Source organism: Leifsonia sp. RCC_180, assembly GCF_058138205.1.
The window spans coordinates 2106687-2132716 of the sequence record NZ_CP200340.1 but is presented as its reverse complement, the minus strand read 5'-3'; the positions used below and the strand labels follow the sequence as shown (position 1 = coordinate 2132716).

Below are 26030 nucleotides of genomic sequence, written 5' to 3'. Positions count from 1 at the left end.
ATGCACCGACTCTCTTCGACCGCTGTCACGTCGCAACGGCCAGAGTGTGACCCTAGCAGCACATGGCATGCAACATTTCGATAAAGTCGGTCAGACAACAATATGGAGTGAATAGGTATGAGACTGTTTGACGGACGAGACTCCCTCGAATTCGAACGAGCCGGAGAGACGGTCACGGTCATGGTGACCGGCGCCCAGATCCGGATGGCATCCATCGATGTCATCCGGCAACATGCAGCCGTCGAGGACGAAACCCCCGAGGACTACGAGGCGGTCCTGGGGTACACCGTGCCGGCCGGAGCGCGGACGCTGCGCCGAGAGACGTCCGAAGTGAAGACCCGCGTCGCGAGACTCCAAACCGCCCAGAAGCTCTCGTCATTGCGGCCGCTCGCTGGAAGGTTCCGCGTCCCCTTCCTCCATCCTGAGAACGTCTCGATCACGGGAGCAGGGGCGTCCGTGGTCCACTTCGGGCTCGTCGGCATGCTCGCGCCCATGGAGTTCGATGAGGCCCTCTTCCTCAACGGGTACCGGGCGCTCGTTCTGAGCGTCTTCCACCCCCGGTTCGCTTTCGAGAAGCTCGTGGACGGCTCCGCTGTGCTGAAAGACCCGTTCAGTCAGCGCATCGTCGAGTGCGGAACGGTGGACGAAATCGCATCGCTCATCGATACCGAACTGGCAGCCGAGACTGCCCGGGTGGCGCGCGACCTGATCTCGGTGCCGAAGTCCCGGTACCGGCTGGTCACCGTCCTCGGAGCTTGCGCGATCGTCGGTGCAGCGGTTCTGGGGTGGCTCACCTACACGTCCTATGGGCAGACGCAACCGCGCCAGGAGGCAATCGTCACCGCGCAGTCGCACTTCCTGACCAGCGATTACGCCCAGGCTCTGTCGGATCTGGAGGGCTATCGCCCGGACGACCTACCGAAGTCGGCGCGCTACGTTCTGGCGGTCAGCTCCATCAAGCTCACCGATCTCACCGGGGTGCAGAAGCAGACAGTTCTCAACAACATCTCCACGAAGACCGACGACAACACCCTGAACTATTGGATCCACCTCGCTCGCGGTGACCTGGACCGTGCTCTGAACCTGGCACAAAACCTGGGCGACGACCAGTTGACGCTGCTGGCGTACACCGACCTCTACCAGGCGACGAAGCTGAACCGCAGTATGGACGGCGCTCGCAAGCAGCAATCGTTGGAGGAGTACAGCAAGAAGATCGAGGAACTCACGGCACGTCTGGGGGCCCAGAAGTGACCGGGAGCGTGCTGAGTACCGAGTTCGGCTTGACGGAGGCCGCGGAGGCCCAGAGCGATCTGGTCGATGACCGCCTCTTTCCCGGCGCAGTGCTCTATACGGTCCACGTCCTCGGCGACGAACTCGTCACGATCGTGCTCACCCGGAATCGAGCTTCCGTCTCTTACGACGAACTGACGCTCGGTGTCATCAATGATCGATTGTTCGCCAACGGAAGCGCTGTCCCAGCCGGGGTGCAGGAGATCGACGGCCGACGGCTCTTCGTCGTCGAGGCGCGTCAGGCACGGACCCGTCACCTGCTGATCGATCACGACGAGCATTTCGTCCTCGGCAGCTCGCCCGTCGCCGGCGTGAGAACGCAGAGCGACACGATGGTGGTCGTTCGGGGTGACGACGTGGCCGTGACCCCGGGCAGAGATTTTCTGTACATCAACGACCGAAGGATCACGCACAGCGGCCTCATCGAGGGTCTCGCCGTCGGCGACCGGGTGCTGACCCCGGCATTCCTCCTGGAGAAGCGCCCATCGCTGTGGCGCGTGACCACCTTCACTGATGAGGTCGTGTTCGACTACTCGGCATTCCTCCAGCAGGAGAGGGCGGCGGAGTTTCCACCGGATTTCCCGGAGTACCGGCGGAGTCCCCGGATCACTCTTGAGACGCCGTCCGACGCAGTGCAGATCCAGAAGATCGAGGACCCGCAGAAGCCGGACAAGAACAGCATCCTCAAGGCCCTGCTGCCGCCGCTCGGTATGGTCGCGATCGGGGTGACGACCACTGTCCTCTCCGGACGCAACCCGCTGATGATGCTCGGCATGGGCATCATGAGCGTGATGACGGCCGCCTTCACGCTCTCGCAGCTCGTTGCGAAGCGACGCGAAAGCCGCAGCCAGGACGCAGCGCGTCACGAGGAGTATGAGCGCTACCTGTTGAATATCGTTTCCAGATTGACCCGTCTCGCCGCGCAGGAGAGGGAGGTGCGGGAGTACGCCCTCCCGGCCCCAGCCGCCCTGGTAGGACCGGTGAAGGACTACGACTCGCGCATCTACGAGAGGCTGGCGAACAACAAGGACTTCCTGGAGGTGTCCCTCGGCGCCGGCGACGCGCCATCCTCGCTCACGGTCACCTCCAATCTCGGCGACCGGGACGACGACGAGGACGCCCGTCGGGTCACCGACCTCGTGACGCGATTCTCGACGCAGCGGAACGCCCCGATCCCGTTGAACATCCGCGCGCAGACGTTGGGTCTGGTCGGCACCTACGACGTGGTGAGCACAGCAGCCGCGAACCTGCTGTTCCAGGTCGCCGCGTTCCACTCCTACCGAGATGTGGAGTTCATCGCGCTCGTGCCCGAGAAGTCGTACCGGGACGACTGGTTCCCGTGGCGGTTCCTTCCGCATTTCACTATGAACGGTCTGAACATCCGTGGGCTCGTGCACAACGCCAAGACGCGCGACATGATCCTGACCAGCTTCACCCAGATCCTCACCAAGCGGCGCCAGGCAGTGAAGGACGCCGGACGTGAGATACCGGTGTTCGCGCCCCACTACGTCTTCACCGTCTTCGACGATTCCTATCTCGCAGGGCACGGGATCAATGAGTTCCTCGCCGAGGACCTGAGCGGGCTGGGGGTGACCGTGGTCTGGTGCCGGGAGGACCGGAAACTGCTGCCCGAGACCGTCACTGCACTGATCGAGTACAAGAACCGCAACGCCGCCACGCTGGTGAACGATGGAGGCATCCACGTCGCCCGGGACTTCGTGCCGTATGCGAGGCCCGACGGTCTGGAGCAGGCCGTACGCAGGCTCGCCAACCTGACGCATGTGGAGGTGGAGAAGAACGCCATCCCGAAGGCAGTGACCTTCTTGGAGATGTACCAGGTGAAGGAGGTTGAGGATCTCGGCATCGGCCAGCGTTGGGCCGCCGCGGACACCTCCAAGACGCTCGCGGTCCCGCTGGGGCTGCGAGGCAAGGACGATCTCGTCGAGCTGAACCTGCACGAGCGTGCGCACGGCCCCCACGGGCTGGTGGCAGGAACGACCGGCTCGGGCAAGTCTGAGATCGTCCAGTCGTACATCCTGTCTCTCGCCGTGAACTTCGCGCCGGAGGACGTCGGCTTCCTCCCGATCGACTTCAAGGGAGGCGGCATGGCGAACCTCTTCACAGGTCTCCCGCATCTGCTCGGGTCGATCACCAACCTCGACGGTGCCGCGTCCGCCCGAGCGCTGGCGTCCATCCGCGCCGAGCTGCAGAAGCGGCAGCGCCTGTTCGGCCAGTTCGATGTGAACCACATCAACGGCTACACCCGTCTCTACAAGCTCGGGAAGGACATCGGCGAGCCGGCGGAGAAGGCGAAGTATCCGTCGAAGCCCATGCCGCACCTCTTCCTGATCTCCGACGAGTTCGCGGAACTGAAGGCCAACCAGCCGGAGTTCATGGAGGAGCTGGTCTCGACAGCGCGAATCGGCCGCTCCCTCGGCGTGCACCTGATCCTGGCCACACAGAAGCCCAGCGGTGTCGTCAACGACCAGATCTGGTCGAACAGCCGCTTCAAGCTGGCGCTCAAGGTGGCCGACGTCTCCGACTCGAACGAGATCATCAAGACGCCGGATGCCGCGAGCATCGTCGAGCCGGGCCGGGCGTATCTGCAGGTCGGCAACAACGAGATCTACGAGCTGTTCCAGTCCGCGTGGTCGGGCGCCGACTACGACCCCACCAAGACCGAGAAGCACACGGTCGACGAGCGGATCTACCTGATCAACGACTTCGGTCAGTACGACCTGTGGACCCAGGACCTCTCGGGAGATGAGGCAGCCCAGGAGATCCGCACGGAGAAGGTGAGCGAGCTGGACGCGGTCGTCGACCACATCGCCGCCATCGCGCAGGACGTGGGGGCGGTCCTGCCGGACAAGCCCTGGCTCCCTCCGCTCGAGTCTCGAATCGTGACCCCCGCGGTCGGATCGGATACTGGTATTCCGCTCGGTTTGATGGACATTCCGAGCCGACAGGCGCAGGAGAGCTACTACTTCACCATCGAGGACGCCTCGCACACGGTGGTCTTCGGGAGCCCGGGCTTCGGCGCGTCGACTCTGCTGCAGACCATCGTGCTCAATCTGGCCAGGAAGAGCACACCGGAGCAGGTGCAGTTTCACCTTCTCGACCTCGGCAACAACGGTCTGCTGCCGGTAGCAGGCCTGCCGCACGTGGCCGATATCGTCACGCTCGAAGAGGATGAGAAGTTCCGGAAGATGCTGGAGCGGATCGCCGCCGTCCTCGCCGAGCGGAAGAGTCTCCTCCGGGCTGCGGGGGTCGCCTCGCTCTCCCAGTACAGCGCGAAGACCGGAGCGGAACTGCCGGTCATCGTGAACGTCCTCGACGGCTATGACGCGCTCGCCCAGGACAAGCGGAAGGACGAAATCGACGGCCGGCTCATCCAGTTGCTCCGAGAGGGCGCCGCACTCGGCGTGTACCTGGTGATGGCCGCGAACCGCGCGAACTCCATCCGCATGAACATGAGCAGCAACATCCCAACCAAGTTCGCCCTCTATCTCAACGATGAGGCCGATCTGACCGCGGTGTTCGGCCGTGAACGGGTGATGCAGGCCGAGATCCTGGGAAGGGGCCAGCTCAGGCTCGATGCGCCCACGGCGATCCAGTTCTATCTGCCCGCTCCAGGCGAGACCGACACGGAGGTCCTCGCGAACGTGGAAGCGGAGGTCAAGCGGATCGACGCGTCCTGGACCGGTGCCCGGCCGGCAGCGATACCGATGGTCCCGGAGAAACTGACGGTGGAAGCGTTCGAGGGCTACCTATCCTGTGAGGCAACGCACAACACCCTGTTCTTGGGTGCGAACAAGAGCCGCGCTATACCGGAAAGCTTCGAGCTGTTCCGCGGAAAGGCGCTCGCAATCTTCCCTGCAACCGGGAAACAGGCTGCGGCGATGTATCCCTTCTTCATGAGCGGCCTTGTGGATGCGGTCGCCGGCGAAGACCTCGTCGTGATCGATGCTCATGACACGCTGAATCCGCTTCTCGGATCGGCGTCTCTGTACGTCGGCAAGACCACGCTGAAGGGTCATGCTGAGGCGGTCAAGAAGGCCCTCGCGCGCCTGGTGGAGGGTGGCACGCAGGCGCGGCGGTGCATCGTGATCAACGGTATGAGTGATGTGTTCGAGAAGCTCATGCTCCCTAACGATCAGGTTGCGGAGCTTCTTCGTGTCGGCGGCGAGAACATCCAGATGATCGTCCTGGATCAGGTCTCGAAGGTGAACGGCAATTTCGGCCTGGCCGGCACGTTGAAAGAGAACCTCGACCAGATTCTTTTCGGTGGCGACTTGGGCACGCAACGCTTCGTCGACAATCTGCCACTCGGAGTCAAGAAGCAGCCGCCGGGTAAAAACGTGCTGCATTCGCTCAAGGATGACGAACTCTCCGAGATCGTCATCCCCACCGTCGATGAGAGCGAGGAGGAGCGATGACTCTCGAACTGAAAGGCGCAGTCCTCGGCTTGGGCTCGATGGTCCGGCTGGACAACGAGGACGCTACTGGTCTGTTCGTCGTGCTCGCGCGAGGAGCATTCCGGCCGGATGGTGACCGGAACGAGGTGGTGCCCCGCTATCTGGTGGGGCCGCATCCCTACGGCGAAACGCCTGATAAAGAGACGTTTCCGATTCTCGCCACTGACGTCCAGGAGGTTGTCCACGAGGGGTACACGGATGCGGCCGACGCAGCGTTCCTAGAGGATCTCCTCGACCAGATGGAGAACGGGCGACGTTTGACAACGTCCGCGCAACAGTTCAAGGGATCGCTCACTGTCATTCCGGAAGTGCAAGCGATTGCGCCGGAGGACGACGGTCTTGCGGCGGGTGTCGACCCTTTTTTCGAGCTTCAGAGATTAGTTGACCAGCAATATCGAAGGGACGAGTAGTGAAGGTCGCATCAAATAGTGGTGCCGCGCAGGATGCGGTGTCCGGGTTTGCTCCGATCCACTCTGGCGGGAAAGGTCAGCGGGTGAGCCTGGGGTCGAGCAACGTCGCGGGCATGGTGGGTGGAGCACACGTGGCGAACGGGATTCTGGGGTGCATCTCGGGGCTGGTTTCTGGCGTTAAGGCCCAGGCCAAGAACGTCACGGCTCTGGCGACGGAGATCGAGGAGCGCGACCGCCAGGACGCGCAGACTCTGTGCGAAGCGCGATGAACGGGCAGGATCAGCGGCACGCTCTTGATCGGCAGATCCGTGCTCACGAGGACCAGGTGGCGGAGGATCTGTCCACGATCCGGGTGCTGGAGCAGGAGTGGGACGACTACCGGCAGGTGATGCGGGAGAACACGGCCCGGTTCGAAGAAGCCAGCATCGCGATAGGCGCAGACAACTACTTCGTGCAGAAGCAGTTGGCGGCGCGGAAAGAACTCGACAGCTATGTAGGCCGACTCGCCTACGAGCAAGAAGAGTTCTTGGCTGAGACGGCACAGAGCATCCGGTCGGAGTCTGAGGCGGAACTGGACCGGTTGCGGAACGAGAGAGCTGGTGCGTCTTGGGACTGATCTACGATTCCGGTGACTCGGCCAGCATGAAGGCCGCCCTGACCGCGAACCTGGCTACCGCTTCGTCTGTGCTCGATGCTGCACACAGCGCGTCCAACCGGCTTGTCGCCGCCCTGGGCACGGGAGAGCTCTCTGGGGAGGGCTACTCGGCGGTCGATGCGTTGTTCGCCCAGATCATTTCCCCGTGCATCGTGGCTGGGAAGAACGAACTCGGCAACATTCAGGGTGAGCTCGAAAAGTACACCTGGGCGGACTCCAAGGTCAGCCAGTACGGGGTGCTGAAAGAGGACGAGCTGAAGAAGCAGCTCACGGCGACGACAACTCAGCGGGACGCGACCAAACGCCAGATCGCGAACAACATGCGCGCCGCGAATGCCTCCACGACAGTGCCCGGATTAGCGGATGCGTTGCAGGTGAAGAACGACCAGCTGGAAATGGTGCTGGCCCAGCTGGAGAAGGACCTTCTTGAGCTGGAAGACAAGATCAGGGCGCTACAGGAATTCGTCTCCGCAACCTCGCACCTCTTCCTCGACAGTCTTGTCAAGCTCGGAGCTGCCCTGGGCGACACCGTGTCTTTGCTCAAGCAGCTAAACGACACCAAGATCGGGCTCACGTATACCGGTGTCCTCAAGGCCGGAGTCGGGACTATCGCCGAGAGGCAAGGAATCCTTGATTTCTTGGCGGGAGGGAAACTGACGGTCGATCCGTATGGCCGGGTGAAATTGGGGAATGACCCCCTCTACAAGCCGGCGACCAACCGCCTGTGGGACAAGGGCAGAGAGTTCACCGACGCTACCAATACCAAGATCAATACCTATAAGCATCCGATCAAGGCCGGTGTGCGGGCGGCGATCGCAAGTCCGGCGGAGGATTTCGCGGGATGGAAGGACGCTTCGAAATACGGCAAGTTTGCGAAGGGCGCTGGAATCGCGGGGGCGGTCCTCACCGTAGGAGGTAACGCCGACCAGTATTTCCGCGACGGTGTGCAAGGAACAGATGTCCCGGACTTCGCGGTGGATACCGGTGTTGACCTAGCAACCGCGGCGGGGGCGGCCGGGGTAGGGGCGGCGATCGGGTCCTTCATCTTGCCCCCGGCCGGCACGATTGTCGGTGCGGTCGCAGGGTTTGTGGCGGGCATAATCATCGAGTTGCCCTTGTTTGGTGGCAATTCAGCACCCGATCTCGCTAAAAGTGCGATCAAAGATGCTTACAAGTGACATCGGCGAAGAAGACGAACGAGATCGCCCACCAAACTGTTGCTGAGGCGAACCGCACTTATTTCGTGGTTCTCGGGACTACACGGGCGTCCTTGAGCGGGCTCGCGCTGCTGGCATTCCTGATCGCGTTTCTGCTGGGCCTTGTGAACTTTTCCGTATTTATGAAGCTCGAGGGGTACGGAGTCTTTTCGTATATCTCTGGCGCTCACCTGGTCATTATTTGGATCTCTGCAGCCTTGCTGATCCTGTCCGTATTCAAGAGGCTGATCTACCGGTTTCAGGTGTTCTTCTCGTCGGTTATAACAGGACTCGCGTTGGGACTGGTCTACAGCCTTTGCATGCTTGTTCTTCCCTTGGCGGTCTACCCTCCGTCGGCCGACAAGGAGCTTTTCACCACGCTGTTCAACATTGTGGGCTCCAGCACTGTGGTGTTGCTGGCTGGTGCGACGGTGGTACACGTGTTGATGTTGCGGCACCGGTTGCGGGTGGGGCATTCCCAGAGCCGAACGATCGGCAATCTTGTGGCGGTCTCCGGTTCGAACACGTCCAAGACGTTCTGGATCACGCTCGGCATGGTGTTGGTGGTGCCGAACGTGTTGACGTTGGGCCAGTACGTCCTGAACACCATTGGCGTGCTTGCGCTGGTTCTTTTTGCGTGTGTGACCACCAGCCTGCCCGTGGAGTTTGCGTATCTCGCTCACCTGAAGTCAAAGGACCGTGTCTATTGGGAGCGGCATTGGAGCACAAAGAGAAAGACCGATCAGCGGCCGCCTCGTCATGTGGCGGACGGTGTTGACGAGTCATGAGAAGTAAACGAGAGGAACCCGGACCATGAAGCTGAAGCGTCGCACGTTGAGCCTGAACAATGTTGTGAGTTATCGAATAGACCTGCGTGAGGGCGATCGCCTGTTCGAGGCAATCGACGAGACGGTGGACTACTTCCGGCAGGTGCTCGTCCACAACGGCTACTACACCACGGCCCCAATGGTGTTTCGGGGGCTTCCTGATTCGCGGGAGTTCACGATGTTGACCGCTCTGGGCAATCCGGTGAACCTTATCGGCGGAAATGATACCGGGTTCGAGTTCCATCAGCATCTGGAGGTGGAGACGGACTTCTTTTACCGGCACTGCGATATCGAGGAGCCGGTGCCGTACGCAGAGATCCAGAGCGCGGTCGCTGCGGCCGGGTCGAAGGTGCGGAACATCCATCATGTGATCCTCGATGTCTATGGCGAGACCATGCTCGACCTGTATGTCGAGGTGGGGAAGTCCTGATGGAGACCATGTTCCCCGATGTGTCGTTCGGGCAGAGACTTGCCTATCAGAACGTGGTCAGTTCTCGGCTGAAGTTCCACTACACCGAGATGGGTGAGCACTTCGACCGTTTCGCCGCAAGGATCGCCGCGAAGGGCCACAACCCCAAGGGGCCGTTGTTCTACAGCCTCAACAACGTGCCGTTGGACGAGATGGTCGATATTGAGATGTTCCTCCCCATCCATGAAGACACGTTCGCTGCCGAAGAGGGGTTCCGCTTCCATTCCTACTTCGACGTCGTCCCCCTGCTGAGGGGTGTGGTGAGAGGCGACTTCGAGGCTCAAACCGAGAGGGTCTACGCGGAACTTCTGGCGACGCTGGAAGCGAACAGCCTGGAGATCAACTCCCCGTTCTTCCACGTCGTTCACAAGGACCCGTCGCCGTACGCGTTGGTCTTCGTGGGCTATCGAGATGCGAGCCAGAGTGATGACGATCCTGCGCTGACGTCTCCGGAGTCGTTGTCGGTTTCCGTTGGAAGCGGGCTCAAATGAAGGCACTGGGGTCGCTCCCGGAGATCGTGCTCTGGGTCGGCACCTTGCTGTCGGGGGCTGCCATCCTTTTCGCGCTCTTCGATCCCCTTCCGGCTAGTGACAAGACGACGCTGGTGACGGTGCTGACCATTGCGATCGGCGTTGTCTACGCCGTGGCCTGTGATCGTCTGAAGAAGCCTCGAGAGTGGCTTGTGACCGCTGGCCTGGGCTTCCTGCTCGCGTCCGCAACCGTGGTTGCGCTGTTCCTGCGCGGTAGCGCGCCCATCGAGTTTCGGATGGCAGGCAGCAACTGGCACATCGTTGCGATCGGGTTCGAGGTTCCCTGCCTGGCGTTGATCACCATCCCTCTTGGCATCGCCTATCTCCTGGTCGGCATCATCGCCTACAACCGGTCGATACGGCAGCAGACCCAGGCACTGCTCGTTGAGTGACGCTCCTCGCGTTCGGGCCACCGCACCCGCGCCCGCTGAACGAGGCGTGCTTCATCCCAATCAATCCGTGTCCTGAAAGGACCCCGTGACGTCTCCGCACTACCCGACCGCCCCGCCTACCTTCTCGGCTGACCCTTCACCCCGCGACACCCCGCTGTGGGCTCCCATTTACGGCGCTTCCCCGGCGCAGGCCATTCAGCGCTTCTTCACGAAGTACGCGGACTTCACCGGCCGTGCGAGCCGCAGTGAGTTCTGGTGGTGGTATTTCTTCAACGCCGTCGTCCTGTGCGGGGGGATGATCGTCATCGGCATCCTTATCGCAGGCGGCGCGACGGTGAACGACGACGGCACTACGACCCCGTGGCCGTTGTCCTGGCTGCCGGCTCTGTTCGTCGTCCTCTGGGAGCTCGGCACCATCGTCCCCCAGGCGGCGCTGATGTGGCGGCGTCTTCACGACGGCAACCACTCTGGACTGTTCTTCTTGTTCGGCCTCATCCCGTCCATCGGCGGCTTTCTCCTGCTCTGCCTGGCGGCCGAGCGCTCCAAGCCCCAGGGTGCCCGCTTCGACCGCCCCGCCCCCAGCCGGCCTACGCCAGCGGCTGCTGCAGCGTGAAGCGGCCGTCCTCGGTCGGGGCCACGCCGGCGGCGGCGGCGAAGGCGGCGAAGCCGCGTGCAGCCGACTCCCGCTCGTCGGCGGGCATCGCAGCGAGCACCGCGGCGATGGCGTTCCGGCGGTGCTCGATCACCCGCTCGACCAGCCGCTCGCCCTCCCCGGTGAGGCTGAGCGTCACGAAGCGGCGGTCGGTCGGGTCCTCGCTGCGCTCAACGAGACCTGCTCGCACCAGCTTCTCGCTGATGCGCGTGGCGTTCGACGCGTGCACTCCTAGCTCGACGGCGATGTCGCCCGGGTTCTGGGGGCCGCGCGTCGCGATGAAGACGAGCACCCTGAGCTGCGGCGACGTGACGACATCGTCCACCTCCATGACCGAACGCGCGGCGACGCCCATGAGCACGTCCGCCGCGCTGAGGGCCGCCTCCACCTGTTCGTCGTCGCTCACGCGTCCTTTCTACCGCGGATCGGTTGCGTCCGTGCAACCTTTGCGCGTCCATGGCGCGACGCGGTCAGGGGTGAGATAATTGCGCTATCGCAAACAAGGAGGCGGTGACCATGGTCCAGGAGAACGAACGCGACGGACTCGAAGGCCGCTACACGCAAGCCGACCCCGAGGCCCCCGAAGCGCGGGGCGTCCACGGGCAGTACACCGAGCGTGAGGGCCTCGGCCCCAGCGCCGACGTGGCCGGCACCTACATCGGGGCCGAACGCGACGGCGAGGTGCCGCTGGTCCGCAGCACGCACCAGCGCTCGGGCAACTACCCGAAGGCCGAGCACGGCGCGTGACGATCGCCCCGGGATCACGACCGATCGTCGTCGTGGTCCCGGTGCAGCACCCCCTTCACGCGCTCGACGCCTTCGGTGACGAGCGAAGTCGCAGAGTCCTTGATGACGCCCAGCGCCTCAGGATCGCCCTTCAGCAGCGCGGTCGCCGTGTTCTTGGCGTACTCAGCCGTGATGTGCGGCGGCAGGGGAGGCACGTTCTTGCTCGTGTGCGCGTCGATCAGGGTCACTCCGCGGTTGGCGAAGGCGGCATCCCAGGCCGCGCCGACGTCGTCGTCGTTCTCCACGGTGATGCCGTTGAAGCCCAGAAGCCGGGCCCAGCCGGCGTAGTCGACCGATTCGACATCCTGCGCCGTCGGCCAGACCGGGTTGCCGTCCTCGGTGCGCATCTCCCACGACACCTGGGTGAGGTCGTCGTTGTGGAGCACGACCACGATGAAGGACGGGTCCTCCCAGCGCGACAGGTACTTCTTGAGGGTGATGAGTTCGTTCATGCCGAGCATCTGGAAGGCGCCGTCGCCGATGGTGCAGACGACCGTCCGCTCGGGATACGCGAACTTGGCCGCCTCCGCGTACGGCATGGCCGCGAGCATGGTCGCGAGCCGCCCGGAGAGGTCCCCGAGCATGCCTTCGCGGAGCCGGATGTGCTGGCCGTACCAGTCGGCCGTCGTGCCCGCGTCGGCGGTCACGACCGCCCCGGCGGGGAGTCGCTTGTTGAGCTCGTGGAAGACCCGGCGCGGATTGACGCCGTCGTCGTAGGTCTGCTCGGCCTGCGCGGTCATCTCCGCCTCCCACTCCCGCATCCCGTCAACCGCCTTCTGCTGCCAGGTGAGGTCGTCCTTCTGCTTCAGCAAGGGGATGAGACCGGCCAGCGCCGTCTTCACGTCGGCCCAGATGCTCACCTCGGTGGGATACCGCATCCCCAGCTGCTCCGGCCGCAGATCGATCTGCACAGCGCGGGCTTGGCCGTTGCCGGGCAGGAACTGCCCGTACGGATAGTTCGTGCCGAGCAGCACGAGCGTGTCGCACTCCTTCATCAGGCGGGAGCTGGGGCGCGATCCCAGCAGGCCGACCTGCTGCGTGTGGAAGGGCACGTCGGAGGACACCACATCCTTCGCCCGCAGGGTGGTGATGATGCCCGCGCCGGTCAACCGGGCCGCCTCCATCACCTCCTCGCTCGCGCCCGTGGCCCCGGCGCCGACCAGGAAGGTGACGCGCTCGCCGGCGTTGATCAGGTCCGCCGCGGCCTGCAGCTGCTCGAGCGGAGGCGCGATCGCCGTGGAGGGTGCGACGGCGCTGGACCGGGACATCCACATCGCCGGCGTCGGCTCCTCCATCTTCTGGCCCTGGATGTCGTGCGGGACGATGATGACGCACGGCTGGAGACGGGTGATCGCCGTCCGGAACGCCGTGTCGACGACGGCCTGCGCCTGTGCGGGCGACACGATCGTCTGCACGTAGGCGGCGACGTCCTGGAACGCGCGCTCGAGGTTGCTCTCCTGCTGATTGAAGGTGCCGAGGGAGTCGAGGCCCTGCTGTCCCACGATGGCGACGACCGGCTGGTTATCCATTTTGGCGTCGTACAGCCCGTTCATCATGTGGAAGCCGCCCGGGCTCGAGGTCGCGGCGCAGACCCCCACCTCTCCGGTGAACTTGGCGTGTGCGGTCGCCATCAGAGCGGCGATCTCCTCGTGCGTGGGACGGATGTACTCCAGCCCCGAGCCGGACCGCTCGGCCCGCCCGAGGGCTCCGTCGAATTCTCCGAGGCCGTCGCCCGGGTACCCGAACACGCGACGGACGCCCCACTCCTGGATGCGTCCGACCACGAAATCACTCACCGTCTGCGCCATATTCACTCTCCTCGTGCTGCTGTCTTCGACTGCGCTTCTGCGGCTTCTTGGAATCGCGCGCGCGGCTCCCGCACCGTGCCGACGGGTGCCGCATCCCTCGGCGTGAGTCCGTTGCCCACCCAACCGAGCACCAGCCGGAAGCGCCGGGACAGGCTGGGCAGCGCGATCGCGTGGTACACCTTGTCGACCGCCCAGGCCGCTGGGCCATGCAGCGGGATGCCGCGCACGACCGCCGCGCCTTTCATGCCGCCGTAGCTGGCGAGCGTGCCGAGCGTGCGGTGACGGTACTCGATCAGCTCCCGTCCGGACGCCGCGCGGCGGAGGTTCTCAGCCAGCACCCGCGCCTCGCGGATCGCGTTCTGCGCGTTCGGCGGGTAGTACGCCGGCTGCTTCTCGGCCGTCAGATCGGGAACTTGGGCATCGTCGCCCAGCGCCCAGACGCCGTCGAGCGGCGACCCGTCGTCGCGGATCGCCTGCAGGCGTGCGTTGCACTGCACGTGGCCTTTCGGGCCGCGCGGCACATCCGCGCGGTCGAGGACCGGGTTGGGGGTCACCCCGGCGACCCAGACGAGGGTGTCGGCGGGATGTGTCTCACCGTTGCTGAGCACCACGGCCCCGTGCTCGACGGTCTTCACCTCGGTCTTCAGGAGAACCCGGATGCCGCGGCGGCGGAGGAGGCGGAGGGTCCAGCCGGACAGCTGCTCGGGCAGTTCGGCGGCGATCCGGCCGGCGACCTCGATCAGCAGCCACTCCATCCGCTCGCCCTCGAGTTCGCGGTACCGGCCGATCTCGCTGGTCGCGAGCCGCTGCAGTTCGGCGATCGCCTCAACGCCCGTGTAGCCCCCGCCGACGAACACGAAGGTCAGCGCGCGTTTCCGCTCCGCCGCGTCCGACGTGCTGGCCGCGAACCGGATGCGCTCCAGCACGTGATCGCGCAGGTAGGCGGCCTCTTCGACGCTGGAGAACCCGATGGCGTTGTCGGCGAGCCCAGGGATGGGCAGGGTCTTGGTGATCGCTCCCAGGGCGAAGACCACGTGGTCGTAGTGCAGTCGCCGCTCACTCCCGTCGAGGGACCGGACGACGGCGACTTTCGCGCCGGTGTCGACCGATTCGAGCGCGCCGGCGATCACCCCGGCGTTCTTCAGCGGCCGGTGCAGGGGCACGACGGTGTCGCGCGGCTGCGTCTCGCCGCCGGCCACCTCGGGCAGCAGCGGCTTGTAGGTCAGGTAGGGCTGCGACTCGACCACCGTGAGTCGCACACGGCCCGCAGCAGCGTCGCGGCGCAGCGCGCGAGCGAGCGTGAAACCGGCGAAGCCGGCGCCCAGGATGAGGATGTGCGGTTCGGTCATCGCCCCCATTGAACGCTGCCGTCGCATAAAGGCAACGGGTGCGGCGAGGGCGTTTAGCGGTGAATTCCCTGTACGCCGTGTCGAGGGCAGGAGGTCGCTCTGGACGGTGTGGCGAGCCACCTGGTGCGCGGAGGACGTATTCTCAACGTGGGCTAGACCCGTTTCAGTGAAGAAGAGGAGCGCCATGAACTACGCCGTGACCAATCCCGCCACCGGCGAGACGGTCAAGACCTTCGACACCATCAGCGACGCCGACCTGGAGGCTGCGATCGCCTCGGCCGACAATGCCTTCCGGACGTGGTCGCGTTCGACGACCGCGCAGGAGCGGGCCGCGCTGGTCCGCCGTGTCGGCGAACTTCACGTGGAGCGCCGCCAGCAGCTCGCGGACATCATCGTGCAGGAGATGGGCAAGCCGGTCGAGCAGGCGCTCGCCGAGGTCGACTTCGCCGGTGCAATCTATGAGTACTACGCGGACAACGCGGACGAGTTCCTCAAGGACGAGCCGATCCGGCTCCTCGACGGCGACGGCTCCGCGGTCGTCCGCCGCTCGGCGCTCGGCGTGCTGCTCGGCATCATGCCGTGGAACTTCCCGTACTACCAGGTCGCCCGCTTCGCCGGGCCCAACCTCGTGATCGGCAACACCATCCTGCTCAAGCACGCCGAGCAGTGCCCGGAGTCGGCGGCCGCCATCCAGCAGATCTTCCTCGACGCCGGCTTCCCGGAGGGCGCGTACATCAACATCTACGCTAGCCATCCGCAGATCGAGACCGTGATCGCCGACCCGCGGGTCCAGGGTGTTTCGCTCACCGGATCCGAGCGGGCCGGCGCGAAGGTCGCCGAGATCGCCGGGCGCAACCTGAAGAAGGTCGTGCTGGAGCTCGGCGGGTCCGACCCGTTCATCCTGCTCTCCACCGACGACCTGGATGCTGCGGTGCAGAACGCCGTGGATGCGCGCCTGGACAACAGCGGCCAGTCCTGCAACGCTGCCAAGCGTTTCGTCGTGATCGACGAGCTGTACGAGCCGTTCCTGGAGAAGTTCACCGCGAAGCTGTCCGAGGTCGAGGCGAGCGACCCGACTGCGGAAGACTCTGCGCTCGGCCCGCTCTCGTCGCTGAAGGCGGCGGAGAACCTGGACGAGCAGGTGAAGCGCGCCGTCGAGAACGGCGCCACCCTGGTCCGTGGCGGCGGCCGCAACGGCGCCTTCTTCGACACCACGGTGCTGACCGACGTCACCCCGGACAACCCGGCCTCGAAGGAGGAGTTCTTCGGGCCGGTCGCGCAGGTGTACCGCGCTTCGGATGAGGAGGAGGCCGTCCGCATCGCCAACGACACCCCGTTCGGGCTCGGCTCCTACCTCTACACGACCGACAAGGAGCAGGCGTCTCGCGTCGCCGACCGCATCGAGGCCGGCATGGTCTTCGTGAACGTCGTCCTCGCCGACGGCGCCGAACTGCCGTTCGGCGGCGTGAAGCGCTCCGGCTCGGGCCGCGAGCTCGGCCGCTTCGGTGCCGACGAGTTCGTCAACAAGAAGCTGATCCGGGTCGGCAACGATTGGTGATGCGGGTCTGACCGGGTCGAAAAAGGAGTCCGTGGCCGGTTCGGCCACGGACTCCTTCGTTTCCGGCCTCATTCTGAAGAGGGATGCGTCCCGGCGACGCGCCTGTTCGAATGGAACCATGACTCGCACCGCGTCGACCGCGGTCCAGGCGGCACTCGCCACCGCAGTGACCGGCGGGCTCCTCGCGTCCCTTCCGCTGCTTCTCGCCTGGGAGGCTGCGGCGTACGTCGGCGCGTGGCTGGGGGTCGCATCCATCGACCCGACCTGGAACGACGGGGATGCGGCACTGGTGTTCGCGGCGGCCGCGGTCGTCGTGCTGGTGATGGCGGCGACGGGGTGTGCGGTGCTCGTGATCGCTCGCCGGAACGGCCTTCCCCAGGTGGTCTCTGCAGGCGCCGGATTGCTCGTCGCGGCCGCGGTCGCCGTGCTTCCGTCGACACTATTTCTGCACGGAAACTGAACGAACGGCAGATGTCCTGTAGTCTGGCGGGACTCCGGTCGGACGATGGTGCCCGATCCCGGAGTGATGTGAGCGCGTCGCTGAAGAATTGGCACAGCGCACCAGTACCCGCGGCACCGCCGCGAAAGGATCGATATCACCCCCTCCGTACGGCATCTGAAGCCGTCAACACCTCCGGCGAGGGACACTCCCTCACCGTCGATACGCCGCGACCGGTCCACCCGAGTCGCGTCCCACAACGTCCGCGCTGTCTGCGCGGCGAACAGGGGCTGCTCCGGCGGCCTCCAATACAAATAAGAAGGAAGAAAAACGATGGCCACAGGTACCGTCAAATGGTTCAGCACGGAGAAGGGTTACGGGTTCATCGCCCCGGATGACGGCACTGCCGACGTCTTCGCCCACTTCAGCGAGATCGCGTCGCAGGGCGAGTTCCGCAACCTGGCCGAGAATCAGAAGGTCGAGTACGAGGTGACCCGCGGCCCGAAGGGCCTCCAGGCATCCAACATCCGACCGGTCTGACCGGTCCTGATGCGGGACCGGGTATCCCGGTCCCGCATCCCCCTCTCATCGGAGCAATGCCCACCAACCTCGGTGCTGGTGCCCAGGAACGGCGCATATGCTCAAACCATCTAGGGCGTGATGCTCAACTCCTCGGCTGGGAAGTCGTCTGACACAGCGGAGGAAGCATGACCGCAACTGTTCTGGGTCCGATCCGGCCCACCAAAGCCCGCTCCAATCGGCCGTCCATGACGAGCACCTACAGCGATCTGCTGGGTCAAGTCCGGGCCGAAGGGCTGCTCGAGCGCCGCCGTGGCTTCTACATCGCCATGTTCGTCGGCATCGCCGTCGCTCTGGTCGGCGCGTTCGCCGGCCTCATCCTGCTGGGCGACTCCTGGTTCTCGCTGCTGATCGCAGCAGCCCTTGGCATCATCTTCACGCAGTTCGCCTTCTTGGCCCATGAAGCCTCCCACCGCCAGGTGTTCGCCTCCGGTCCGGCGAACGATCGGGCCGGCCGCTTCGTCGCGACCTGGCTGGTCGGCATGAGCTACCAGTGGTGGATGACGAAGCACACGCGTCACCACGCCAACCCGAACACCATCGGCAAAGACCCGGACATCGCCCGCGACACCATCTCGTTCACCGAGGCGGATGCGGCGCGCGCGACCGGCGTCCTCGGCGCGATCACCCGCAAGCAGGGTTACCTGTTCTTCCCGCTCCTCCTCCTCGAGGGCGTCAACCTCCACGTGACCTCGCTGCGTTCGCTGGTCGCCAAGGAGCCGGTCCCCGGCCGGGCGAAGGAGCTCACGGCCATCTTCGTCCGGTTCGCCCTCTACGTCGGCGCGATCTTCCTGCTCCTCCCGGTCGGTGTCGGGTTCGCGTTCCTCGGCGTGCAGCTCGCGGTCTTCGGCCTCTACATGGGTGCGTCGTTCGCCCCGAACCACAAGGGCATGCCGCAGCTGCCGGAGGGATCGCGCGTCGACTTCCTCGACAAGCAGGTCCGCACCTCCCGCAACATCACCGGCGGCTGGTGGATGAACCTCCTCATGGGCGGTCTGAACCACCAGGTCGAGCACCACCTCTTCCCGAGCATGCCGCGACCGCACCTGGCTCGGGCGCGAAAGCTCACCATGGCGCACTGCGCCGCCCACGACGTCCCGTACACCGAGACGACGCTGGTCCGCTCGTACGGGATCGTCATCCGCTACCTCAACCGCGTCGGTCTCGCTGCCCGCAACCCGTTCGACTGCCCCGTCGCCGGCACGTACCGCCGAGCCTGACCGGTCCCGCCGACCCGCTGATCGCCAGGTGCGATTACGCGTCGTTGGCGTACGGTGATCGTGGAGGTGCCCGATGGGATACATGGTCTACGACAGCAGCACACAGATCTCTTTCGACGATCGCGTCCTCGCGCACCTGGAAGTGGTGATCGTGTCGAAGCTGCGTCGCAAGGAGTCGTTCGCCCTCAGCTGGCGCGAGACGCCCGAGAACGGTGACGGCCGGACGACCGTCTGGATCGACCCGTCCATCCCGCTCCGGTTCCGGTTCAGCGGGTCACGCCCGCCGGCGCTCGACCGCGAGTGGATCGAGCACCTCGCGGCCGCCGCGGCGAGTTCGTCCGGGCTCATCGCGATCGATGAGGACGGGCAGCCGGTGACCGCCACGACGCACGAGCGCGGTCTCTAGAGCTACCGCTCAGTCGGCGAGCTGGGCGAGCGCGTGTCGAGCCAGCGAGGCCATGCGCGGGTTGTCGTCCGATGCGGTTGCCAGGGCGGACGCCATCGCGACCGCCCACCCGCGAGCGCGGAGCCAGGTCGCGGCGTCCGGCCGCACCGGGAGGGCGTCGTGGAAGCGTTCGCGCGCGTCCCCGTCGAAGGTCAGCCATCCCGTGGCCAGGTCGGTCGCCGGGTCGCCGGAGGTCACATCCCCGAAGTCGACCACTGCGGACAGCCCACCGTCCGGCGTGAGCAGGAGGTTTCCGGGATGCAGGTCTCCGTGCAGGAGCAGCGGCTCGCCCTCCCACGGGGTCGCGTCGAGCGCCTCCCGCCAGGCCTGCTCGAGGCCGGCCACCTCCATCCGGCCGCTCAGCGAGCGAAGGCGCGTCTGGACCGCGTCGTGGCGGGACGCCAGGGGGACGCCCCGGACCGGGTTCCGCGGTGCGTCCGGGGCGGACACCGCCAGTTCGCCGAGGAAGCGGGCCAGCGGCTCGGCGAGCCCGGTGCGATCGGCACCGTCGACCGAGGCGCCGTCGATCCCGTGGAACCACTCGACCACGCTCCACGGCCACGGGAAGGCGGCCGACGGCGCGCCGACGCGCACGGGGACCGGCACTCGGACGCTGACGCGTGCGGCGATCCCGGGCAGCATCAGCTGCTCGTGCTCGATGAGGTGCGCTGCCACCTCCCGCCGCGGCACGCGTACCGCGAGGCGGTCGCCGAGACGGTAGAGCTGGTTGTCCCAGCCGTCCGAGACCAGACGCAGCTCGCCTTGGAGGTCGGGATGCTGCTCTGCGAGGATGCGGGTGACGAGAGCGGTGTCGGTGCGGATGTCCTCGGGGGGTGTGTCGCTCACCGCTCGACGCTAGCAGGCCGGTCGGCGACACGCGGCCGTGCGCACAAATGTGCCAGTTCCCGAGCGCACGCGCAGTTTCCGTGCGGCAGGCGTCAAACTCGTGCGAGTTCTTTGTGAAAGCATGTCCGACGGAGGATCCATGACCCAGAAGCCCACCCCGTCCCACGACCGGATGCACGCCGTGACGCCGGAGACCCGCGAACTCGTCGACCTCGTGCTCGACTACTCGCGTCGCCGCATCCTGAGCGAGGACACGCCGCTCGACAAGCCGCTGCCGGAGTTCGAGCTCCGCCGCCTCGCGGGCCAGACCGTCTCAGAGAACGGCATGGGCGCCGAGCGCGCCCTTGCCCTGTTCGAGCACGTGCTCGCGCCCGCCTGCATCACCACCGACCACCCGCGCTACCTCTCGTTCATCCCCACCGCCCCGACGAAAGCCGCGACGGCGTTCGATCTGGTGGTCTCGGCCAGCGCCGTCTACGGCGGATCCTGGCTCGAGGGCTCGGGCGCGGTCTACGCCGAGAACCAGGTGCTGTCGTGGCTGGCGGCCGAGTTCGGGCTACCGCCGACGGCCGGCGGCGTTTTCGTTCAGGGTGGGACGCTCGGCAACCTGTCCGCCCTGGTCGCGGCCCGCGATGCCGCGCGCACCGAGCGCGGCAATCCGTCCGGTCGCTGGGTGATCGTGTGCAGCTCCGAAGCGCATTCCTCGGTCTCGTCCGCCGCCCGGGTGATGGATGTGGACGTGGTCGCGGTCTCGCCCGGCGAGACGGGCGTGCTGACGGGGGAGGCGGTTCGGCCGGCCCTCGAGGAGTACGGAGATGCCGTGTTCGCGGTCGTCGTCACCGGCGGCTCCACCAACTTCGGGATCGTCGACGACATCGCGTCCGTCGCGGCGCTGAAGTCCGAGTTCTCGTTCTGGCTGCACGTCGACGGCGCCTACGGGCTGGCCGGGATGCTGTCGCCGCTCGCACGCGACCGCTTCCAGGGCGTCGAGCACGCGGACTCGGTGATCGTCGACCCGCACAAGTGGCTGTTCGCGCCGTTCGATGCCTGCGCGCTCATCTACCGCGACCCGGAAGCAGGCCGGCGCGCCCACACGCAGCACGCCGAGTATCTGGACACGCTGACCGAGGGCAACGAATGGAGCCCGTCCGACTACGCCGCGCATCTGACGCGGCGGGCGCGCGGACTGCCGTTCTGGTTCTCGCTGGCGTCCCACGGCGCGGCCGCGTACCGCGACGCGGTCACCGCATCCATCCGGCTCGCCGAGCAGATCGCCGAGGAGATCGAGCGGCGCGAGGGGTTCCGCCTGGTGCGCCGGCCGCAGCTCTCCGTCGTGGTCTACGAGCGCGAGGGCTGGACGAAGGAGGATTACGCCGTCTGGTCGGCCCGACTGCTCGAGGAGCAGCGCGCGTTCGTCACGCCGAGCTCGCACGCTGGCCGTCCGAACACGCGGTTCGCCGTGCTGAACCCGCTGACGACGTTCGACGACCTGGTCGGGATCCTCGACACGATGGAGTGATCCTGCCGGAGACGAACAGAAGGCCCCGTGCCGCAAGCACGGGGCCTTCTGTCGTTCAAGACGGGGATGGTGTCAGACGATGTCGTCCGATTCGCCCGTCCGTCGTGTCACACGCTCGCCCGTCGCAGGATCGACGGCCGTGCGGGTGGTGGCGACGGAGGTGCGACGCCGGGTGATCAGTACGATCCCGATGATGATGCCGATGAGACCGGCGAACATCAGGATGTAACCCACCAGGTGGAGATCGATCCAAGCAACCTGGACATTGAGGGCGAACGCGAGGATCGCGCCCACCACGACCAGGAAGATGCCTGCGCCGAGACTCATATGTGCCTCCTCGGCCGGCCGACTAGACCCGTCGGCTCCCCGTGAGCAGTCGCACCAGCCAGACGATCACGGCGAGGACGAGCAGAATGATTCCCACCCACAGCAGGAAGTTCAACGACTGCACGAACCCACCGGTGAGCAGCAGGATGATCGCGATGATGGCGATGATGATGAGCAGGATGTTCATGGAGAAGTGTCCTTTCCTAGACGCCCTCCAGCCAACAACTACTTCAAATGCCTAGGAATCCCCTTGACTTGAGGTCCGTTTCGGCCTACTTGCACGCTCCGCCGCGATCCGATCGACCGTCTGGCGCATCTTGACGAGGAATTTGGTCACCGTTTCGGCCTCATCCGGGCTCAATTCGGCGGTCGCTGCGGCCAGCTGCTCCTGCGCCGCGGCCAGCAGAGGCCCGGTATCGCCCAGGGCCGCCCGCGTGGGAACCAACTCGACGGAGCGCTTGTCGGCGCGGCTCTGGCGGCGCTCGACGAAGCCGCTGCGCACCAGCCGGTCGACGAGGAGAGTCGTGGATGCGCTGGAGACACCGAGGTACGCGCTCACCTCCTTGGCGAAGGTGGTTCGGCCGGCGGCGGTGTTGTCGAGGATGAGGCGGAGCGCCAGCAGGTCGTTGTCGCCGATCCCCATGGCAGCGCCCGTGCGCCTGCGCATGGCGGCTTCAGCGGCTCGATAGACCTGCAACGCTTCGAGGACCGCCGTGTCCGGCTGCGGGGTCTCCGATTCGTCCTTCACCTTCTCCAGTCATGCCCTCGTCTCTCATGTTCGCAACGGGGGTGTACCCGACTGTCGGCGGATTCACGGCCACGGAATCGACGCGTATGCTCGCGCGGTGGACGAACGAGTGCTTCTCGACCGCTACGAGCTCCAGGACCGTCTGGGGCGCGGCGGCATGGCGACGGTGTTCCGCGCCCTCGACCGGCGGCTCGACCGGGAGGTCGCGGTGAAGGTCTTCGCACCGGGCACCGCCGTCGACGACGCGCGGCGACGTACCGAGGCCACGATGCTGGGACGCCTCAGCCATCCCAACCTCGTGGCGCTGCACGACGCCCACCTTGCCGCAGACGGCGACACCACGCCGAGCTTCCTCGTGATGGAGCTGGTGGAGGGGGAGGACCTCCGGTCGCGCCTCGAGCACGGCCCGTTGCCGGTCGAGGACGTGCTGCAGGTGGCCATCGGCATCGCCGAGGCGCTCGTGGTCGTGCATGACGCCGGGATGGTGCACCGCGATCTGAAGCCGGGCAACATCCTGCTGTCCGAGTCCAGCGTCCCGGGCGGCCGCCCGGTCGTGAAGCTGGCCGACTTCGGCATCGCGCACCTGGTCGGGTCGGAGCGGATCACCACGATCGGCACCGTGATCGGGACGGCGGGGTACCTCAGCCCGGAGCAGATCTTCGGCGGAGAGCCCGGGCCCGCCGCGGACATCTACTCCCTGGGGCTCGTCGTGCTGGAGGCGCTCACCGGTGTCCGGGAGTACCCGGGTACGGCCGTCGAGGCCGTGGCGGCGCGTGCCGCGCGGGACCCTCGCATCCCGCTGTCCCTCCCGGAGGACTGGCGAGGCCTCCTCGGGGCTATGACGTCGCGTGATCCCGAGCTGCGCCCGACCGCGCTCGAGGTGGCGATCATGGCGCGCGAGCTGGCGCCGCAGCTTGCGGGCTGGATGCCGGACCCGGCGGTGGACGACGTGACTGTTCCACTGGCAGCGGCCGAAGTGCCCGCTGCTGCGCAGGAGGACGTGCCGCCGACGCGGCTGCTGCCCGCGGCGGGGACTGCCCGCAGCGCGACCGGTAGTCGCGGCCGCAGTCGCCGGCGGGGCCTCGTGGTCTCCGGTGTGGTGGCGGGAGCGGTCGTCGCCGTCGTCTCTGCGCTCACCCTCGGCAGCCTGCTGGCGCCCGCGGAGACGCCGCGGACGGTCCCGACCACCCCCCGCCCGACGCCCAGCGTCGTCGCCCCTCCGGCGACCGTCGCGCCGGCCGATACGTCGACGGATACGACCAGCGACACGCCCGTCCCCGAGCCGGCACCGACGACGCAGACCGGGCCCGGCGAGAAGACGAAGCCCGGGCCGCCCGCCGACAAGCCCGGCAAGGGCGTCCCCGGGTCGGGCAAGGACAAGGGCAACGGGAAGGACAAAAGCAAGCCCTGAGCCCGCTTCCCCCGCCCCCGGTCCGCCGGTACTGTCGGGGGATGCCCGAGCAAACGAGGACCGCCGCGATCGTCGTGAACCCGGTGAAGGTCGATGAGCCCGCACTGCGCGAAGCGCTTCGAGCCGCGGAGGAGCGGCACGGCTGGGCGGAGACGCTCTGGATCGAGACCACGGAGGACGACCCCGGGTCGGGGCAGACCGAGCAGGCCCTGGCGCAGGGCGTGGATGTGGTGATCGCCGCCGGAGGCGACGGAACGGTCCGCACGGTCGCCGAGAAGCTGCAGGGCACCGGGGTTCCCCTGGCCCTGCTGCCGTCCGGCACCGGCAATCTGCTCGCACGCAACCTCAACCTGACCCTCGACGACGTGGGCCACGCTCTCGACTCGGCGTTCGACGGTGAGGATCGCCCCATCGACGTGGGCGTGGTGGAGCTCCGGGAGGGGACAGGCCCGGCCCGCAAGCACTCGTACCTGGTGATGGCGGGCGTCGGAATCGACGCCCAGATGATCGCCGCCACCGACGACGACCTGAAGGCGCGCCACGGATGGCTGGCCTACGTGAAGGCGATCGGAACGGTGCTGCGCGACAAGAACGAGTTGCGCATCCGCTACCAGCTCGATCAGAAGGGCGTGCGGTCGGTGCGCGCTCACACCGTCCTCATCGGAAACTGCGGCTCGCTGCCGGCGAACATCCTGCTCCTTCCGGAGGCGGCGGTCGACGACGGGGAGTTCGACATCGTGGTCCTCCGCCCGGAGGGGTTCATCGGCTGGATCCAGATCGCCGTCAAGATCTTCTGGGAGAACGGCGTTCTCCGCCGCACCACCGTCGGCCGGCGCCTGATGGGCGCCGACCGGGAGGTGCGGGCGATGAACTACCTGAAGGGCCGCGAGTTCGTCATGCGGCTGAGCCGCGCCCAGGAGGTCGACCTGGACGGCGACCTGTTCGGCCGGGCGTCCGCCCTCCGCACGTGGGTCGACCCCTCGAGCCTGAAAGTGCGGGTTCCCAGGGAGTGACGGACGCTGGTTGTCTCACGAGCGGGCGAGCAGCTCCAGCGTGTCGACGACGCGGTTGGAGAAGCCCCACTCGTTGTCGTACCAGGCGACGACCTTGACGTGCCGGCCGTCCACCCGGGTCAGGGCGGCGTCGAAGATCGACGAGGCGGGTTGGCCGGTGATGTCGCTGGATACCAGCGGCTCGTCGGCGTAGTCGAGGATGCCGTGGAGCGCACCGTCGGCTGCCGTGCGGTAGGCGGCCAGCACCTCCTCGCGGGTCACCTCGCGCTCGACGGTCGTATTCAACTCCACGATGGAGCCGACCGGGACCGGAACGCGGATGGAGTCGCCGGAGAGCTTGCCGTCGAGCTGGGGCAGTACCAGGCCGATCGCCTTGGCAGCGCCGGTCGTGGTCGGGACGATGTTCACGGCGGCGGCCCGGGCCCGGCGGAGGTCGCGGTGCGGTCCGTCCTGCAGGTTCTGCTCCTGCGTGTACGCGTGGACCGTGGTCATGAATCCGTGCTCGATGCCGGCCAGGTCATCCAGCACGGCGGCGAGCGGCGCGAGGGCGTTCGTCGTGCACGACGCGTTGGAGACGATGACGTGGTTCTCGGGGTCGAAGGCGTCGGTGTTGACGCCGTAGGCGAGCGTGACATCCGCGCCGTCGGCCGGGGCGCTGACCAGGACGCGCTTCGCGCCGGCGGTCACGTGGGCGCGGGCTGCGTCTGCCGAGGTGAAGCGTCCGGTGGACTCGAGCACGACATCCACACCGAGCTCGGCCCAGGGCAGGTCGGCGGGCTCGCGTTCGGCGAGCACGCGGATGCGGTGACCGTCGACCACGAGCGCGTCGCTGTCCACCTCGACGCTGCGGCCGAGCCGGCCGAGCGAGCTGTCGTACTTCAGGAGGTGTGCGAGGGTGGCCGGGGCGGTGAGGTCGTTGATCGCGACGACCTCGAGGTCGGAGCCGCGCTCGAGGAGGGCGCGGAGGGTGTTGCGACCGATCCGGCCGAAGCCGTTGATGGCGATGCGGGTCATGGGATTCCTTTCGTGTGCCGCATCTATGTTCCGCGGTCGCGTCGTCGCTCGACAGTGGCGTGGACGACAGGG

At 66.3% G+C, this 26030-nt stretch carries 28 protein-coding genes; 20 read left to right on the top strand and 8 right to left on the bottom strand.

The window, feature by feature from the left end:
- Positions 1-117: 117 nt before the first annotated feature.
- From essB to AB7E03_RS10485, 11 genes are all read left to right on the top strand, one after another.
- Positions 118-1251 carry a type VII secretion protein EssB gene (gene essB, locus AB7E03_RS10535; RefSeq protein WP_489941363.1) on the top strand — a complete coding sequence of 378 codons (1134 nt, stop codon included), beginning with the start codon at positions 118-120 and terminating at the stop codon, positions 1249-1251.
- The gene (gene essC, locus AB7E03_RS10530; RefSeq protein ID WP_489941362.1) at positions 1248-5726 is read left to right on the top strand and encodes a type VII secretion protein EssC; all 4479 of its coding nucleotides are present in this window, start codon (positions 1248-1250) and stop codon (positions 5724-5726) included. Before essB ends, essC begins: the two co-directional genes overlap by 4 nt.
- Positions 5723-6175, top strand: coding sequence for a DUF4176 domain-containing protein (locus AB7E03_RS10525; protein ID WP_489941361.1), 453 nt, complete (start codon positions 5723-5725; stop codon positions 6173-6175). Before essC ends, AB7E03_RS10525 begins: the two co-directional genes overlap by 4 nt.
- The gene (locus AB7E03_RS10520) at positions 6175-6444 is read left to right on the top strand and encodes a hypothetical protein (protein ID WP_441780904.1); all 270 of its coding nucleotides are present in this window, start codon (positions 6175-6177) and stop codon (positions 6442-6444) included. Before AB7E03_RS10525 ends, AB7E03_RS10520 begins: the two co-directional genes overlap by 1 nt.
- Positions 6441-6791, top strand: coding sequence for a hypothetical protein (locus AB7E03_RS10515; RefSeq protein WP_489941360.1), 351 nt, complete (start codon positions 6441-6443; stop codon positions 6789-6791). The genes AB7E03_RS10520 and AB7E03_RS10515 overlap by 4 nt, the downstream gene beginning before the upstream one ends.
- Positions 6782-8008 (top strand): V-type ATP synthase subunit E family protein, encoded by a 1227-nt coding sequence (locus AB7E03_RS10510; RefSeq protein ID WP_489941359.1) that lies wholly within the window; start codon positions 6782-6784, stop codon positions 8006-8008. The genes AB7E03_RS10515 and AB7E03_RS10510 overlap by 10 nt, the downstream gene beginning before the upstream one ends.
- Positions 8005-8814, top strand: a complete 810-nt coding sequence (locus AB7E03_RS10505) for a hypothetical protein (RefSeq protein WP_489941358.1) — start codon at positions 8005-8007, stop codon at positions 8812-8814. Before AB7E03_RS10510 ends, AB7E03_RS10505 begins: the two co-directional genes overlap by 4 nt.
- Before the next feature lie 25 nt (positions 8815-8839).
- Positions 8840-9283, top strand: coding sequence for a hypothetical protein (locus AB7E03_RS10500; protein WP_489941357.1), 444 nt, complete (start codon positions 8840-8842; stop codon positions 9281-9283).
- Positions 9283-9813: a DUF5085 family protein gene (locus AB7E03_RS10495; protein WP_489941356.1), complete on the top strand. Its 531-nt coding sequence runs from the start codon at positions 9283-9285 to the stop codon at positions 9811-9813. The genes AB7E03_RS10500 and AB7E03_RS10495 overlap by 1 nt, the downstream gene beginning before the upstream one ends.
- A complete protein-coding gene (locus AB7E03_RS10490) occupies positions 9810-10244 on the top strand; it encodes a hypothetical protein (protein WP_489941355.1) in 435 nt (144 codons plus the stop codon). The genes AB7E03_RS10495 and AB7E03_RS10490 overlap by 4 nt, the downstream gene beginning before the upstream one ends.
- Positions 10245-10329: 85 nt before the next feature.
- The gene (locus AB7E03_RS10485) at positions 10330-10857 is read left to right on the top strand and encodes a DUF805 domain-containing protein (RefSeq protein ID WP_489941354.1); all 528 of its coding nucleotides are present in this window, start codon (positions 10330-10332) and stop codon (positions 10855-10857) included.
- Here AB7E03_RS10485 and AB7E03_RS10480 read toward each other — a convergent pair.
- Positions 10832-11302, bottom strand: coding sequence for a MarR family transcriptional regulator (locus AB7E03_RS10480; RefSeq protein WP_489941353.1), 471 nt, complete (start codon positions 11300-11302; stop codon positions 10832-10834). The two genes, AB7E03_RS10485 and AB7E03_RS10480, sit on opposite strands and share 26 nt — an antisense overlap.
- A 110-nt stretch (positions 11303-11412) precedes the next feature.
- Between AB7E03_RS10480 and AB7E03_RS10475 the strand changes: the two genes are divergently transcribed.
- Entirely contained in the window at positions 11413-11643 is a 231-nt protein-coding gene (locus AB7E03_RS10475) for a hypothetical protein (protein ID WP_489941352.1), read from the top strand.
- Between the two features lie 14 nt (positions 11644-11657).
- Here AB7E03_RS10475 and AB7E03_RS10470 read toward each other — a convergent pair whose 3' ends face one another.
- Complete coding sequence (locus AB7E03_RS10470; RefSeq protein WP_489941351.1) at positions 11658-13490, bottom strand: thiamine pyrophosphate-requiring protein; 1833 nt, start codon at positions 13488-13490, stop codon at positions 11658-11660.
- A 2-nt stretch (positions 13491-13492) separates the two neighbouring features.
- Positions 13493-14839 (bottom strand): NAD(P)/FAD-dependent oxidoreductase, encoded by a 1347-nt coding sequence (locus AB7E03_RS10465; protein ID WP_489941350.1) that lies wholly within the window; start codon positions 14837-14839, stop codon positions 13493-13495.
- A gap of 184 nt (positions 14840-15023) precedes the next feature.
- Between AB7E03_RS10465 and AB7E03_RS10460 the strand changes: the two genes are divergently transcribed.
- The 5 genes from AB7E03_RS10460 to AB7E03_RS10440 all read left to right on the top strand — a co-directional run bounded on the left by AB7E03_RS10460 (position 15024) and on the right by AB7E03_RS10440 (position 19041).
- A complete protein-coding gene (locus AB7E03_RS10460) occupies positions 15024-16397 on the top strand; it encodes an NAD-dependent succinate-semialdehyde dehydrogenase (RefSeq protein WP_489941349.1) in 1374 nt (457 codons plus the stop codon).
- A gap of 118 nt (positions 16398-16515) precedes the next feature.
- Entirely contained in the window at positions 16516-16857 is a 342-nt protein-coding gene (locus tag AB7E03_RS10455) for a hypothetical protein (RefSeq protein ID WP_489941348.1), read from the top strand.
- Between the two features lie 312 nt (positions 16858-17169).
- A complete protein-coding gene (locus AB7E03_RS10450) occupies positions 17170-17376 on the top strand; it encodes a cold-shock protein (RefSeq protein WP_018192289.1) in 207 nt (68 codons plus the stop codon).
- A gap of 167 nt (positions 17377-17543) precedes the next feature.
- Complete coding sequence (locus AB7E03_RS10445) at positions 17544-18635, top strand: fatty acid desaturase family protein (protein ID WP_441780917.1); 1092 nt, start codon at positions 17544-17546, stop codon at positions 18633-18635.
- 73 nt (positions 18636-18708) lie between these two features.
- Positions 18709-19041 (top strand): DUF7882 family protein, encoded by a 333-nt coding sequence (locus AB7E03_RS10440; protein WP_489941347.1) that lies wholly within the window; start codon positions 18709-18711, stop codon positions 19039-19041.
- A gap of 9 nt (positions 19042-19050) precedes the next feature.
- Here the strand turns inward: AB7E03_RS10440 and AB7E03_RS10435 are convergent, their stop codons facing one another.
- Positions 19051-19926 (bottom strand): aminoglycoside phosphotransferase family protein, encoded by an 876-nt coding sequence (locus AB7E03_RS10435; protein ID WP_489941346.1) that lies wholly within the window; start codon positions 19924-19926, stop codon positions 19051-19053.
- Between the two features lie 121 nt (positions 19927-20047).
- Here AB7E03_RS10435 and AB7E03_RS10430 point away from each other — a divergent pair, with 121 nt between their 5' ends.
- Complete coding sequence (locus AB7E03_RS10430) at positions 20048-21445, top strand: pyridoxal phosphate-dependent decarboxylase family protein (RefSeq protein WP_489941345.1); 1398 nt, start codon at positions 20048-20050, stop codon at positions 21443-21445.
- A 72-nt stretch (positions 21446-21517) separates the two neighbouring features.
- On the opposite strand, the gene AB7E03_RS10425 is transcribed toward AB7E03_RS10430, so the two are convergent.
- The 3 genes from AB7E03_RS10425 to AB7E03_RS10415 are packed head-to-tail and all read right to left on the bottom strand — an operon-like array spanning position 21518 to position 22520.
- On the bottom strand, positions 21518-21772 hold the full coding sequence (locus tag AB7E03_RS10425; protein WP_441780921.1) for a DUF6458 family protein: 255 nt from the start codon (positions 21770-21772) through the stop codon (positions 21518-21520).
- 22 nt (positions 21773-21794) lie between these two features.
- A complete protein-coding gene (locus tag AB7E03_RS10420) occupies positions 21795-21959 on the bottom strand; it encodes a hypothetical protein (protein ID WP_167552371.1) in 165 nt (54 codons plus the stop codon).
- 51 nt (positions 21960-22010) lie between these two features.
- Positions 22011-22520 carry a MarR family winged helix-turn-helix transcriptional regulator gene (locus AB7E03_RS10415; RefSeq protein ID WP_489941344.1) on the bottom strand — a complete coding sequence of 170 codons (510 nt, stop codon included), beginning with the start codon at positions 22518-22520 and terminating at the stop codon, positions 22011-22013.
- A 97-nt stretch (positions 22521-22617) separates the two neighbouring features.
- On the opposite strand from AB7E03_RS10415, the gene AB7E03_RS10410 reads away from it, so the two are divergent.
- Both AB7E03_RS10410 and AB7E03_RS10405 read left to right on the top strand, forming a co-directional pair.
- Positions 22618-23931 carry a serine/threonine-protein kinase gene (locus AB7E03_RS10410; protein WP_489941343.1) on the top strand — a complete coding sequence of 438 codons (1314 nt, stop codon included), beginning with the start codon at positions 22618-22620 and terminating at the stop codon, positions 23929-23931.
- Between the two features lie 74 nt (positions 23932-24005).
- Entirely contained in the window at positions 24006-24944 is a 939-nt protein-coding gene (locus tag AB7E03_RS10405; protein WP_489942899.1) for a diacylglycerol/lipid kinase family protein, read from the top strand.
- A 15-nt stretch (positions 24945-24959) separates the two neighbouring features.
- Here the strand turns inward: AB7E03_RS10405 and gap are convergent, their stop codons facing one another.
- Positions 24960-25958 carry a type I glyceraldehyde-3-phosphate dehydrogenase gene (gene gap, locus AB7E03_RS10400; RefSeq protein WP_489941342.1) on the bottom strand — a complete coding sequence of 333 codons (999 nt, stop codon included), beginning with the start codon at positions 25956-25958 and terminating at the stop codon, positions 24960-24962.
- Positions 25959-26030 lie beyond the last annotated feature (72 nt).